Raw genomic sequence first — 14308 nt, forward strand, 5'->3', positions numbered from 1 at the left:
CCCCCCGGCCGCGACGGGTTACTGCGAGGTGCGGTGGCCGCAATTGTGATGAAGGCCCAGCAGCGATTGTGATATCGGTCACATATCAGGCCCCTATCCCGCACCCTTAAGCCGCCTTCCTTGGTGTATCCTCCCGCTCCTGCCCCTAAACAAGAGCCCAGATCGCCGCCACCGCGGATCAGCGGTGCCGCGGGTATCAAGACCCGCCAGCGACAGCAAGGAGTCACGCCGAGCCCATGGCCCCCATCGCCCCCAACCAGAAGCCCTTGGAGTATCGCTTCGACCAAGCGTCCTTCGGCCGACATCAAACCTTCCATCTGCGTTACTCCTGGCTCACCAAGGGCTTCCAGGCACTGAGCGATGATCCGGGTGTCTTCGACTCTGACGACTCGACCGTGACTCTGGGTGTTGGCAAGAACATGGTGGCAGCCATTCAGTACTGGCTCCAGGCGACCCGCGTGATTACGCGCACCCCCGACGGCCTGCGCCCCACCGCCCTGGGTGAGGCCGTGTTCGGAGAAGATGGCCTCGATCCCTATCTGGAAGACGAGGCCACTCTCTGGCTGATCCATTGGCTACTGGCCACCAACGGCGCCCAAGCGACCGTCTGGCGCTGGTTCTTCAATCACTTCCATCAGGCGGAGTTTTCGCTTCGTGAAGCCGACAACGCCCTGACCCGCTTCGTTCAGGACAAACTCGGTAACAAGACGCCGCCCAAGACCGCGGCCAACGATCTGCGTATCCTCCTGCGTATGTATGAGCCCTCCGCCGTCGGCCCCCGGGTTCCTCTGGAAGACGCCCTGGACTCGCCTCTGTCACTGCTTGGTCTGGTGCGCCCCCTGTCGGACCCTCATCGCCATCGCTCGGCGGCAGAGGATCGCGATGACCTGCCCGACGGAGTCTTCGGCTATGCGGTCGCCGAGCTGTTCGCGCAGATTGCTCTGCCCACCCTGCCGATCAACGAACTGATGTACGGCCGCCCTGGATTTCCGGCACTAGGCGCCGTGTTTCGCCTGACCGAGAACGCGCTCTTGACCAAGCTGGAGCGCATCATCCGCCGCCTCCCCGGGCGCTTCGCGCTGCATGAGCAGGCGGGAGTCCACCAGATCTTCAGCATGTGCGACGCCATCGAACCCATGGATTTCCTCCGCTTCCATTACCGCATGGGCCAGCCGGCTGACCCGCGATGAGCCTGCAAGACCGCATTAGTGTCAACGCTCGCTACACCCGCTCCGCCAACTTGGAGCGGGACATTGATTCACTGCTTGGCGTCGAGACCTATATCCCAACCGCCCGCAGCCTGGACACCTTGGGGCGCATCCTGGCTGGCTTCGATGCCGCCGAGGCACCCCGCGCCTTCTCCCTGGTGGGACCCTACGGCGTCGGCAAGTCGTCGTTCGCCGTCTTCCTCTCCCATCTACTCGGCGACGCGGCCTACGAAACCGGGGCGGCGGCCCGGCGCGTGCTGGCTGGCTACGATCCCAAACTCGCCGAACGCTTCACAAACTTGAGTGCCGACACCGCTGGCCATTGTTGCGTCCTGCTTACCGGCAGTCCCGAACCGCTTTCTGCCAGGCTTGCCACTGCGCTTTGGCGCGGTGCCAAGGAGTTCTGGCGCGATCACCAGGGCCGCCGCCCCGCGATCCTCAACACCCTCGAAGACCTCGCCCAACAGGGCCGCCTTCGGCCGAGTGACATCAAACCAGTGATCGGTCAATTGCAGGCGGCGATTGCCCAGGCTCAGGGTAATGGGCTCCTCCTAATCATTGATGAGTTAGGCAAATTCCTGGAGTACGAGGCCCGTCACGGGGCCAATGATATCTATCTCCTGCAAGCCCTGGCCGAGCATGCGCTGCGCCATCAGGGAGCGCCGCTAAATCTCGTCGTCCTACTCCACCAGTCCTTTGAGCAATATGCCCAGCATCTTGGCGAGGCCCTGCGCAACGAATGGACCAAGGTTCAGGGCCGCTTCGAGAATATTCCCTTCCTGGACCCGCCCGATCAGACCCTGCGGATCGTCGCGGCCGCCTGTCGTCAACGACTCAACGCGGACGAGCAAGCCCTGGTGCGGCGCGAATGTCGGGATGCTGCCGCGGTACTCCAGACCGAAGGCGCCCTGCCTACAGCCCTGGGGGTCACTGAGGCCACGGATCTGTTCGCTGCCTGTTATCCGCTGCATCCGATCGCTGCACTATTGCTGCCACCGCTCTGCCAGCGTGTAGCGCAAAACGAACGCACTCTGTTCAGTTATTTGGGTAGTCAGGAACCCCATGGGTTCCGCGATAGCCTGGCCCGACTTGATCGGGTGGGAGACAGCATAGAGCCGGCGGAAATTTACGATTACTTCATTCTTAATCAACCCGCCGCCTCGACCTCCCACCATACGCATCGCCGCTGGAATGAGGTCGTCACAGCTGTCGAACGCCTGGGCGACGCCCCGCCCACCCAGATTGCCCTGCTTAAAGCCATCGGGCTCCTCAATATTATCGGTGCCCAAGGCAACCTCAAGGCATCTCCGCCGATCATCGCGTTGTGCGCTGGCGACGACCCGCAACCCCTGATCGACGATCTACTTGCCCGCTCGCTCATCCAGTTCCGGCGCTTCAGCAATGAATACCGCGTCTGGGCTGGGAGCGATTTCGACCTCGAAGCAGAATTTACGCGTGCCCGTAGGGAGTTAGCCGACATGGACCGCGTGGCTGCCCTGGCGCAGCGTCCCGCGCCGCGCCCGCTGGTCGCCCGCCGCCATAGTATCGCCACTGGCACGCTACGTTGGTTCCAACCTGTTTACACCGATCTGGCACGCTGCCTTACCCTGGATGCCAATCCAACCGTTCCACGACTACTGCAACTTCTGCTGGATGAGGATGATGACCAAGCAGAACTTGCCCGAACGCTCAGTGCTCTGCCCCCGAGCGATTTCGCCGTTGTTTGTACTGACTCCGCCTCACTCGGAGAGGCGCTCATTGAGGTCATGGCGGGTGAAGCCATCCGTCGGCAAACCCAAGGCTTGCAGGGTGACCCGGTTGCCGAGCGCGAATTACGCGAACGTCAAGCAACGGCCGACCAGAGTCTTGAGCGAGAGCTCACCCGGGTCTTCGCCCGCCCCGGCGAGGCGCGCTGGTATTGGCAAGGCCGCGAGTTACCCATTGCCGGAAAGGCGGACCTCCAACGTGCCCTCTCCGAAATACTCGACAGCCGCTACCGGCATACGCCCCGGCTACGCAATGAAATGATCAACCGCGATCAACCCTCCGGTCAGGCCGCGGGTGGTCGCAATAGACTGCTGGCGGCGATGTTCGAGCACCCCGCGACAGAAGATCTGGGGATCGATAAATTCCCACCTGAAAAGGCCATGTACCGCGCCTTATTACGCGCCCCTGGCCTCCATCGGCAAGAGGATGGCCTATGGGGCTTCCATCGACCGCCAACATCCGACCCATATGGGTTTAGGCCACTGTTTGACTTCTTCGATGCCCAGCTCGTCGCTCATGAGGGGGCACCCCTGCCGCTGCCCCATTTATTCGCCGTCCTGAGTGCGCAGCCCTACGGCATCAAGGCGGGCACTGCGCCAATCATGCTGATGGCCTATTATCTGGCTCATCAACGCGAGATCGCCATGTATGAAGATGCGGTGTTTTGCCCCACGTTCGGGGGCGAGCAACTCGAGCTGCTGGCGAAGCGCCCCGAACGCTTTGCCATCGAACGTTTCCGGTTGCAAGGCGGGCGTCTGATCCTTTTTCGGAAATACCTTGAGACGATCGTCGGGCGAATTCCGGACCCGGCCACCCTACTCGATATCATCCGGCCCCTTGCCAAGTTCATCCGCACCCTGCCATCCTATGCCCAAAAGGCATCGCACTTGAGCGACACCGCCGTCGCGATTCGTGAGAACTTTCCGCGTGCCCATGGCCCCGCCGCGCTCTTGTTTGAAACTCTCCCCCGCGCCTGCGGCTTTGCACCTATTGCCATTACCGATGCCGATGAATCCAAGATGGACGAGTATCTCCGCACACTCGTTGGCGGGCTCAGAGAACTGCGCGACGTCTATCCAGGAATGGTCGAAGACTTTCAGCAGAAACTCGCTCGGGCCTTTGGTCTAGATGCCGGGTTAAGTCTCGCCCAACTACGTGAAGCATTAACCGCGCGGTTTCGCGATTTGGATCGCTATGCCGGGGAGGATCGGCAGGACTTACGCGCCTTTATCCGACGTTTGACTGCCGGACATAACGATCATCAACCATGGTTGGAGTCCGTGATGACATTGCTTGGCAAGACGCCGCCGCAGAAATGGAGTGATGATCAATGCCTTCACGCGATCGAGTGCCTTAGCGATTTGGCAGTCCGTCTGCGTGATCTGGAAACCTTGGATCATGCAGTCCAAGCACGCCCAGTGGGCCAAGACCGCGAAATAGTCCTTCTGCGCTCCGTCTCCAGCGCGGATGGGGAACGACCCGGTCGCATCGCCTATATCAGTCCCGACCAACGACCCCTGATCGATGCCCACGCAGAGCGCATAAACGTATTATTGGAAAATCTCGAGAATCAGGAGTTGCGGCTCGCCATCATTGCGAGACTGCTTCAAGTAGAAAATTAGATGGGGGTCAAAATATGAGCGAAAAGCCGGCCAGGCATTTGTTGGGACTATCCGGAGGCAAGGATAGCGCCGCCCTTGCCATCTACATGCGAGACAAGATTCCAAATATGGAATATTTCTTTGCCGACACCGGTGCCGAACTGCCGGAAACCCTGGAATTTATCGAGCGAATGGAGGATTACCTGGGGCGCCAGGTTGTGCGAATTAATGCTGGCCGAGACTTCGATTATTACTTGAAGCTGCATGACAATTTTCTGCCGGCAGTCGATCAGCGATGGTGTACTGTGAACCTCAAGATTAAGCCATTCGAGCGATTTGTTGGGGAAGACCAAGCGATCAGCTATGTTGGGATTCGCGCGGATGAGCCGGAAAGAAAAGGATACATATCGCGAAAACCCAACATCACGGCGCGCTTTCCCTTTCGGGAAGACGGACTGACGAAAAGAAATATCCTCAAAATACTGGAGGACGCCGGCATCGGACTGCCAGATTACTATAAATGGAGAAGCCGATCGGGCTGCTATTTCTGCTTCTTCCAGCAGAAACACGAGTGGTTGGGACTCTATCGTGAACATCCCGATTTGTTTGAACGGGCAAAAGCCTACGAGAAGTACGACGAAGAAACCGGCGAGCGGTATACCTGGTCCCAGCGGGAATCTCTCGACGAGTTGATTGCGCGAGCCGCCGAGATTTCAGAGCGCCCACGCAAGAAAGAGGCATCGAACTGGACCGATCTAATCGCTGAGGAGGAAGGCGACGGCTGTCCATATTGCTTCAAGTGAACACCAGTGCATCACTCAAGAAATAGACCTCGAAGCGACCCTAGACTTCGGAGAGCGCCATCATGGCAATGATTGATACGCAGACATTTCCGCTGACGAAACAAAGGCTTGCGACCGCCCTGGCGCTTATCCCAACGCAACCGGACGCCTTTAGTCCCAACAGGATGCGCGAGACCCGTGTGCAATTTATATCGGGAAAAAATGTATTGTCATCTATCCGGGGATGGCTACTCGCAGCAAACGTTATCGCAAACGACAAGTCACGAAACTTCTTGACCGATTATGGCAAGCAACTCGTGGCAAACGATCCACAAATGGAAAATGCGAGATCTTGGTGGAGTTTTCACCTGAACATCTGTTTTTCAGAACGCTGCGACCCGTACCGAGCACTCTTTTTTGCTATTGGAGAAAGTGCGGGTTATGTTCTCGATGATGATGCTCTTCTCTGGAAACTGGCAGCGATTATTGGGGAGAAAACGAGCGCCGAGCTGGCACTTGCTACGATTGAGACTAATCTTATCGGAGTACTGAAGATGTTCGATGGTAACAGCCCTCTATCAGACCTTGGTCTCATCGATATTCTGACCGAAGGCAATAAGCAATTTTTGCGTCTAGCCGAACCGAATGTGCCGGAGCAGGCCGTTGTTCATGTATTGGCTCTTGCTCGTCATAAGCATTTTTCGACGCGGGCAACTGTGCACTTTTCTGAGCTTGTCGACAAGGGAGTTCATCATTTCCTCTGCCTTTCCGTCACGGATCTGCGCAAACGTCTTCGTGAATTAGGCAGGTCCATCATCTGGCAGCAGCATTTTGAATTTCTGGAAGGGCAGGATTTGGATTCAGTCCGGTTTGGCGAGCGGCTAAATCCAAGCCAAACCGTACTGAATCTTTTGCAGGAATCCGACGACACCTGGATATAAAGGGGGTAGATATGGACCGCAGGAAACTCCACGAAGCAATACGAGTCCTTGTTGCTTCCCACCGCTCTGCGCGCTACCAGGGAATTGTTGTCGCGGTTAAGTCACAAGACGATTTCGCCGCAGTGTATGGGCAACTCGGAGCTATCCTCCTGGAACACGATATTTGGATAGCACCTGGCATCGCCGATGCACCCGGTATTCCATGCATACGCCGAAATTTTCTAGACGCGGTCTTCCTCCCGCGCAAGCGGGGGCTGCTCATCCTTTCGCCGATAGAATGGATGCTGGATTGGTCCGAGCAAGATCGAGCCACATTCTGGGTCGGGCTCGCCGATGCTTTCGGTCGGCACGATATTGTGATTCTGACTGTAGCCACACCGTCCGTCATTGGTCAGTTGCGAGTGAGTCTAGCGGAACACAACTTACCCGGCCTGCCTGTTTCAATCTGGCTTTCCCGCCACCAGCCGATTGACCATTTGCAAGGAGTTCTGGCATGACCAGACTATGTGACATCGTCGCCATCAATGCTACCCACGGCGATGCCGCTATCCGCCTTGACGACGGTCTTTTGAACCGCGCCGAAATCCTGGTCGATTCGTTTACGCCCACACATTCATCAGTCGGGATATTGAGGCACTTACAAAAGGCGGTTCTGCAAAATGCGCCCCAGCAAAGCCGTGCAATGATCTGGCATGGAGTCTACGGCTCCGGCAAGAGCCATCTAGGTGTATTGGTAGGAGAGTTATTGCGCAGCGGGATCGGCTGTTTAGCCATGCTGGGATTTCTAGAGCGGTTGCAGAATCAGGGCGAGTCCCAACTGTGCGAGGCGATCAAGACTACATTTCATCCCCGCGGCGATCAGGATGCCAGACCGTATCTGGTTATTGCATTATACGGTTCACCGGCGCCTACCCTGCAAAACTCGTTGCTGGAAGGGCTCTATCGAGCCTTATGTGATACGGACGGACTTGATCCCGAAACAATCATTCCCAAGACGGAGTTTGCGGCGGCCCTGGAACGGCTCGCCACAATCTTGCAACATGAGCCAAGCTATCGATCTAAGCCCCTCGCCGATTGGGAAATCCCGAGCGTGGGCGGGGCGTGCAACCTGGACGAGCTAGAGTCCCAACTTGCCGCGTTCGATCCTAAGGCATTGGAAACATTCAAGGTCTGGCATCCGAAAGTTTCGGCGGGTGCTAAGTTCGACCCACAGGCATTCGGCGGAAAGGGTGTCAGCGACGCCTTCGCAGAAGCCGCAGCAATCCTGTCAAGGGATCATGGGTACAATGGCATCGCTATCATCTGGGACGAGTTTGGTTATGCCCTAGAGAACCTGATCAATCAGACAGAACGTAATCCCGTGGAGGAGATTTTCAACCTCCAGAAATTCGTCGAGTCCGTCTGCGCCCCACCTAAGGGGCACACCCTATTTATTGGCCTGACCCATCGATCTTTACGCGAGTACGGTTCGAGCACACATGCCGGTATTGAGGTCAGGACCCGGCTGGAGACCATTGAAGGGCGCTTCGGGAGCTTCCCGGTGGCGCTCAAGTCCTCTGAAACCGAGGGCTACCATCTGTTGAGTACCTTGCTCGCACCAACGGATCTAGGCACCGTCCTATTGGAGCAATCGCAGTCTCGCGCTGCGGAGCTGGCCCGAGTCTGCGCGAAGATGCCATTGTTTTCGAGCTTGGCGACCGATCTCGGGGACATTGTGACGGGGTGTTATCCATTGCATCCGGTGACCGCCGCTGGTCTCTTTGCCATTGCCGCCCATGGGCTTTACGCCCAAGCCAATCGTACGGTTTTTACTTTTTTTGATAATTTACAAATGGCAGCTACCGGCACTGCACTTGAACGCGCCGTTGTATCAGATGCGCTGTACGGGACCGAGCTGATTCGTTTGCCGGAATTGCTTACAGTATATTGCGATGATGTGTTTGACGAATATCCAGGTCTTGCGGATGCCTACAAACACGCGATCGCCACGGTAGTTCAGGGCTTTCCTGAGCCGCATGGTGCTAAGCGTGACATTCTCGCTACGCTGTTACTTGCACGTGTTCTCGGCGAACAGTTCCAGCCGACCGAGCTCTTTCTGGGCGCCGCGCTTTATGACGCTGAGTCAGAACCTCTGGTGCTCAAGCAAGAATTGGAGGCCCTTCACCGGGCGGGATTGATCTGGCGAAGGGATACGAACACGCCGGTATGAGAATTGGAAGCAGAGACCGGTACTCAGATCGAGCCATTGATCGAAGAGGAGCTAAAGCAACTTTCCTCAAATACTCTTTCAGGTTATTTTGAACTGAATTCCGACCTGTCACGAGACCTGTTGCCCCAGTGCGGCATACATGACCTTGATCCATCGCCGGCAGGAATCGTCAGGTCATTTGATGTCCGACTGGTTGGGAACTTAGCGGGGAATTTGGCCCTAGTCAGCGACGAGCGCCTATCCGCGCTAGTTGCGATCCTGGCGCTTGAGGATGCGCGTCAGGTCGAGCAGGCAATCCAGCGTTGTGCGGAGATCTCCGTGGTACCGACATTGACTTATGTCTGGATACCGCGCCGTGGACTTGCAGAGTTGGTGGAGCCGTTACGCCGTTACATCGTCATTAGAAAGCTATTGCAACAGCAAGCTGCGAGTGAAGGTTTGGCGCGTCGACTTCGCAACGAACGGGACAAGACCCGCAGACAGCTTCGCGAACAGATCAAAGAGCGGCTTGGCCGTATCGCGCTGGAGCGCGGGGATGTGGCTATCAGACGTCTCGGCGACCCGGACGAGTCGATCAACGTGACAAGTTGGCACGGATTTAGTGACTATCTTGCCGTACAGGTGCACGCACTGTATCCAAAAGAGGTCAAGGTCCGGACGATGAACGTCAATCGTCTGTATAACGTGGATAACTACAAAATTAAGCGGACGGAAAAGCTTCTTCAAGGTATTTTGAATTTCGACGATCAGCCCATCCATTTGCGAACCGATCTCTTTGGAGAAAATGACGGCAGCGAGTTAGCCGCGTTGATCGATGGGACCTTGGGCATATACAGTAACGGCATATTGATTGCGCGCGCCGGCGGTTGGGACTTAAAGACCCCGAAGGAAACTGATGGCCCTTTAAGGGAATTATTGTCATTGATTCAGGATACGCTGCTCGACAAGAAGAGAAAATCTTGCGAACTCTCGGAGTTGCGCGCCAAGCTCATTGCGCCACCGTTCGGACTGCCGACGGCTGTTATGCCGATATTCACTGCCGTTGCCATCCGTAAAGACGCCCATCGCCTAAAATGGGTTAATCAAAAGGGCACGTTTGAGTCCTTACTTTGGGACGCTTTCTCAAAAGGCAGCAACCTGAAGCTTCGCTTCGATACTTTCAAGCCCGGACAGCTTCAGGTCTTAAGCGCACTGCATCAGGTGATTCTGATTGCGCCGTCCGCGGCGGTTGATATGGAAGAGCAAGCTCGCGAAACGGTTACGGGGCTGCGATCGTATTATAGCGGATTACCCGATGCAGTAAAGGGGTCACCCAAGTTGAGTGACCCTGTGCGCAGCCTTTTTCAGAAGCTCAAGCAGCCTGGAGTTGACGCTCAAGACGTCGCGGATTGCTTGATGAGCCTCACCAAGAATGCTGTCGATGGAGAGGAAACGTGTGCCGTTCTCCGAGGACTTTTTGATTCCATCGAGACGATCAAAGACGAACGCGTGGCGACGGTGCGGCAAGTCATCACCCCAGCGATGCAGGACCCGGGGCAGAAGCAGCGTATTATCGATACCATTAAGCGACAGGGAAAACCCATACTTGCGCATGCGTTAGAGCGGCTTGATCAGGGTGAGCCGGAGGCATTATCTGAGGTAATACATGCCATCGCCGGAAAGGGGCTCGATCGCTGCAGTGATATTGAGATCGGCCGCTTGAGCGGCGACCTCTTGCGATTGATGGAACAAGCCGCAGAACCTGAGCCCTCGCTGGCCCAAGAGCCAGCGCAGATAATCAACCTAGAGGCAACCTTCGACCAAGAACTTGCCGCGCTGATCCGCCGTTACCAAACGACGCTAGATACCGCTCGCCTCGTGGAGATCCTCGCCAGCCATCTCGACGGGCTTAGTATCCTTGCCGCTGCCGGTTGTCCCCCGGCCGAGGATTGCCCATGACAGTACGGATCGTGGTCGATGATTTCGGCCTTTACCAGGATCAGGATGCTGAGGCTGTCCTATCGTCCGAGGTGAATCTGATCCAAGCGGTCCGGAAACGCATCTACCAACGTCTGCGCACCGGTGAAACTTCCCCGTTGGTGCTGCATATGTCATCGGCGATCTTTTGCCGTTTTCAAGACTTGGCGGGACAACCGGGTCTGGAAATCGAACGAGTTTCCCCACGGCATGCGCTACGCGAACGGCTAGGCTGCCCGTCGCCCTTCTGGTTGGAGGATAGACTTGTGCTTTCGCTGCTGACTCTGGCCGGAGAGCGGCGAGTAGAGAACGGTGAACTGGACCCAATCGACCGGGTTCTTGCTTTGCTCGACCCGATCCTGGGGCAGACGACAGACTTGTCTGAACTGCTTCGCGCCTTTTCGAAGCAGTCGACTGCGATCAAGCCATTGCTGAGTGTTGGGCAGATCAAAGGCAGGCTCAAAGGTCGCTTGGCAGCGGTCGGGAATGCCGTCGCGACGGAGCTTCTTGCGCTATTCATCGACGGAGCTGAGGCACCACAGCAAGTCTATCGCATCCTGGCTCTGGCCTTCCTGCGCGAGCGCCTAGACTACTTTGGCGCCCGGGACGGTTTGACCCCGACTTTGGCTTTGCCACCACGCTTGTGCTCCAAGGCTCTAGTTCAGCAACTCCCCCCACTGCCCATAGCGGAGGCAGACGCTGCCCCCTATCCCGAGTATCTGAGACATCTGTTGATCGCTGTGGCCCGCCGAACTCATGACGAAGGGCTTCCTGTCCATGCCCTGGCTGACTATGTCCTACAAGACTGGCCAGGACTGTTGGATTGCTTTCAGACACTGTTTGAGCAAGAACCCGGGATCGCCAGCGTGCCCTTGATCCTGGCCTTACACAATCTTAGCGGCGGGGCCGCGGGCGCGCTGGCGACGCGGATGCAGGAGTATTTGGATCACGCCCACTGCGATCCGCTGGCCGCGAGCGCTTGCGTGAATGATGTGCTGCGCTGGAGTGCGCGCTATTTCCGTTATGCTATCGCGGCCTTCGAGCGAGACGCGGAGCCGGATGAGGGCGTCGGGGAGAGCTTCGCACGCTGGGTTGTGGGTCAGCAGAATCGAATCATTCAGTCGGAATATGACTGGCGCGTCGTCGCACGTACGGTGGATGAGGACCTTGCCGCCGGGAACCTGGTTATCCTCTGTATTGTCGATGCCTTGGGTGCGATCCATATGGATCTGATTGAGTTGGAACTGCGCCAGCGGCTGGTGGATCAGAGGGAGCCCATCATCAAGCCGCTCTTTGCGCGCTTGCCCACTATCACCGAGGTCGGCAAGATCGGGGTCTTGACCGGCCTGGATCGACTGACCCCATCGGCGGATTATGAGAAGGCCGTTCGGGAACGCTTCGCGGGCCACCTTAGCGCGCCCGGGGCGCTCCAGATCGTCAAGAGTTGGAAAGACTTTCGACAGGCGCTAAGCCCCCGGACCCGGCTCCTTGTATGCTTGGATAACCGGGTGGACGATGATCTGCACCAATGCACCGAGTTTCGCCTGCATCGCGAACGGGTTCGAGCCGTCGCGGCGGAACTCGCCGAACTGATCGCCAATTGGCTGCTCGATGCAGCCCGCTTTGGTACCAAGGCAACGATCCTGATCACGGGAGATCATGGTGCCACCAAAGTCTCACGTAGCAGCGCACCGCTGCCTGGCACGGTGCCAGTCGAGCGGCGCCTGCTTCAAGTCTCGTCAGCCCCTGAGTCAGTCCCGGAAGGTTTTGCCTATGTGGCCGCTGACGGCCAACTCGGCGGCTGGTTGATCCCTCATGCTCGGTTGGCATTCGGATCGACCGCGAACCTGCTTCATGGGGGGCTGACTCCAGAGGAAGTGCTGATCCCCTTTATCCGGATCGCTCCGGGGGCGGCTCAACCACCCTTTGCCCTGCATTTGACCCCTGCTGAGGCGCGCTGCCATGCGGCGACTAAAGGTTGGTATGTGAACCTCTGCCTTGTCAACTCGTCCAGTGAGACCTTCCTTCATCTCAAGGTGGTGGGTAGGGCGCCATTTGCCGGTGAGAGTCAACCGATCAGCCGTCTTGATCCCTTCGAGACGCAGACGCCGATAATTCTCAATCTGACGGCCAGCGTCGAGCAGCAGGGAAAGACGCGGGTGCCCTTCGATCTGCGTTATCAGCCTGTCGACGGTGCGCCATTCCAGAGCCTCACGTTTGAATTGGACCTCGAATTGAGTGCGCATCTGATGGAGCATACGGCGGCGGCGAGCCACTTCAACGATTTCTTTGACCTGTGAGACCGGATACCAGCGACCATGGCGACTATCAGTGATTTTGATCGTAAAGTTGTCGCACTGCTCGGCGATCTAACGATCGATAAAGAGCGGGTACGCAATCTCCACATTCGTGAGGCGCGAACGGTGACGACCTTTGTCGAGGAGTGGCTAGTATCGCGCTATGAAAGGCCGGATAAGAAGGATGAAGCGGTCTACCAGGAAATCACCGCCTTCATGACTCAGCACCTGCCCACGAAGACTGAGAAGGAAGGGCTCAAGAATCGCATTGTCAATGGTGACTCGGTGGTCGTTCTGGATCGTTTTACCGTGCGCGTCGATATATCAAAGGGCAAGCGGCTTGTCACTATCCCATGCCTGGACGAGAGCAAGGCGGAAGTCAGTAATATCCTTTTGGATGAGCATCCTGGGCTCTTAAGTGGTGGTCAATGGGGTGCCGGTCGGCTAAAATTGCGGGCGGATGGAAAGGACCGCAACGTGATTGAGCTGGAAGATTTTCGCCCTATGCAATCCGGCCAGGTTCGCTTACAGGCTCTGGTGGATGCGCGCCAAGGGTTCAGTACTGAGGAGTGGCTGGCGGTCCTGATCCGCACGATGGGCTACGAGCCAGGCGCCTACACCGAGAACCAGCGGCGGAACATCGTGCTGCGGCTGCTGCCCCTGGTGCAGAAGAACCTGAATATGATGGAACTGGCGCCCAAGGGGACCGGGAAGTCTTTCGTATTCTCGAATCTGAGCCGCCACGTCTGGCTCAATAGCGGCGGGGCCTTGACTCGTGCGCAATTGTTCAAGAACCTGAGTACGCGCGAGGAGGGGTTGCTCGCCCGCTTCGATCTGTTGGTATTGGATGAAGGTCAGTCCATTGAATTTAAGGGTGAGGGTGACATCCATGCCAAGTTCAAGGACTATCTGGAATCCGGCCATTATACGATCGGGCATGATAAGATTACCAGCGAGTGCGGCCTGATGGTATTGGCGAATATCGATTTGGATTATCGCGGTCAGCCAACTCGGCCGGATTTTATCCGCCAATTGCCCGAGATGTTCCATGACGATGCCCTGCTCGACCGCTTTCATGGGATTGTGGCCGGTTGGAAGATTCCGCGCATCACCAATGCCCATTTCGCGCAGGGGCCGGGGATCAAGGCCGATGTATTTGGTGAGTATGCCCACCAAATCCGCACTGCCAGTCCCGCGGCCTTTCCTTATGGGCTGGTTCCGGATATGCAGGGTGATACGCGCGACTCCAAGGCCATCGAGCGGCTGGCTCGGGCCTTGTCCAGGCTCTTTATGCTAAATCCGGATCAGCCGGATTATGATGAATATGTTCTCAAACCCGCGATCGGGTTGCGGGAGCGGGTAAGGAGCCAACTGGCAGCCTTGAATCCGAGCGAATTCTCGCCACAGGTCAAGATCGTGGTTGCTGAACATTGATGCGGTTGGAGTGAGTCGCTGCGTGGTTGGAGGTCCCGGTCGCGGGGTTGGCCATGATCGTGCCGATGATCGATGCCCCACTCGCAGCGGGATCGGTTGTTTTTTTGGGTCCG

General features: G+C 57.2%; 9 protein-coding genes. All 9 read left to right on the forward strand.

Annotated features, from left to right (window positions below; genetic code table 11):
• Window positions 1-236 precede the first annotated feature (236 nt).
• The 9 genes from QZY44_RS24045 (at window position 237) to brxL (ending at window position 14195) form a co-directional block, all read left to right on the forward strand.
• Window positions 237-1190 (forward strand): DUF4007 family protein, encoded by a 954-nt coding sequence (locus QZY44_RS24045; RefSeq protein ID WP_295454004.1) that lies wholly within the window; start codon window positions 237-239, stop codon window positions 1188-1190.
• Window positions 1191-1462: 272 nt separating this feature from the next.
• On the forward strand, window positions 1463-4597 hold the full coding sequence (locus QZY44_RS24050; protein WP_295454008.1) for a hypothetical protein: 3135 nt from the start codon (window positions 1463-1465) through the stop codon (window positions 4595-4597).
• A gap of 14 nt (window positions 4598-4611) precedes the next feature.
• Complete coding sequence (locus tag QZY44_RS24055) at window positions 4612-5379, forward strand: phosphoadenosine phosphosulfate reductase family protein (protein WP_295454011.1); 768 nt, start codon at window positions 4612-4614, stop codon at window positions 5377-5379.
• Between the two features lie 62 nt (window positions 5380-5441).
• A complete protein-coding gene (locus tag QZY44_RS24060) occupies window positions 5442-6299 on the forward strand; it encodes a DUF4007 family protein (protein WP_295454013.1) in 858 nt (285 codons plus the stop codon).
• A gap of 11 nt (window positions 6300-6310) precedes the next feature.
• Window positions 6311-6796 carry a hypothetical protein gene (locus QZY44_RS24065; RefSeq protein ID WP_295454016.1) on the forward strand — a complete coding sequence of 162 codons (486 nt, stop codon included), beginning with the start codon at window positions 6311-6313 and terminating at the stop codon, window positions 6794-6796.
• Window positions 6793-8508, forward strand: a complete 1716-nt coding sequence (locus QZY44_RS24070; RefSeq protein ID WP_295454019.1) for a hypothetical protein — start codon at window positions 6793-6795, stop codon at window positions 8506-8508. Before QZY44_RS24065 ends, QZY44_RS24070 begins: the two co-directional genes overlap by 4 nt.
• A gap of 3 nt (window positions 8509-8511) precedes the next feature.
• Entirely contained in the window at window positions 8512-10446 is a 1935-nt protein-coding gene (locus tag QZY44_RS24075; RefSeq protein ID WP_295454023.1) for a hypothetical protein, read from the forward strand.
• On the forward strand, window positions 10443-12764 hold the full coding sequence (locus tag QZY44_RS24080) for an alkaline phosphatase (RefSeq protein ID WP_295454026.1): 2322 nt from the start codon (window positions 10443-10445) through the stop codon (window positions 12762-12764). The genes QZY44_RS24075 and QZY44_RS24080 overlap by 4 nt, the downstream gene beginning before the upstream one ends.
• An 18-nt stretch (window positions 12765-12782) precedes the next feature.
• A complete protein-coding gene (gene brxL, locus QZY44_RS24085; protein WP_295454029.1) occupies window positions 12783-14195 on the forward strand; it encodes a BREX system Lon protease-like protein BrxL in 1413 nt (470 codons plus the stop codon).
• The last annotated feature ends 113 nt before the right edge of the window (window positions 14196-14308 follow it).

The organism is uncultured Thiodictyon sp. (genome assembly GCA_903837595.1).
Lineage (GTDB): Bacteria > Pseudomonadota > Gammaproteobacteria > Chromatiales > Chromatiaceae > Thiodictyon.

What these genes read in the sequence shown, in the direction of transcription:
- QZY44_RS24045 (WP_295454004.1), top strand. Translation starts at nt 237, where the DNA reads ATGGCCCCCATCGCCCCCAACCAGAAGCCCTTGGAGTATCGCTTCGAC.
- QZY44_RS24055 (WP_295454011.1), top strand. Translation starts at nt 4,612, where the DNA reads ATGAGCGAAAAGCCGGCCAGGCATTTGTTGGGACTATCCGGAGGCAAG.
- QZY44_RS24060 (WP_295454013.1), top strand. Translation starts at nt 5,442, where the DNA reads ATGGCAATGATTGATACGCAGACATTTCCGCTGACGAAACAAAGGCTT.
- QZY44_RS24065 (WP_295454016.1), top strand. Translation starts at nt 6,311, where the DNA reads ATGGACCGCAGGAAACTCCACGAAGCAATACGAGTCCTTGTTGCTTCC.
- QZY44_RS24070 (WP_295454019.1), top strand. Translation starts at nt 6,793, where the DNA reads ATGACCAGACTATGTGACATCGTCGCCATCAATGCTACCCACGGCGAT.
- QZY44_RS24080 (WP_295454026.1), top strand. Translation starts at nt 10,443, where the DNA reads ATGACAGTACGGATCGTGGTCGATGATTTCGGCCTTTACCAGGATCAG.
- brxL (WP_295454029.1), top strand. Translation starts at nt 12,783, where the DNA reads ATGGCGACTATCAGTGATTTTGATCGTAAAGTTGTCGCACTGCTCGGC.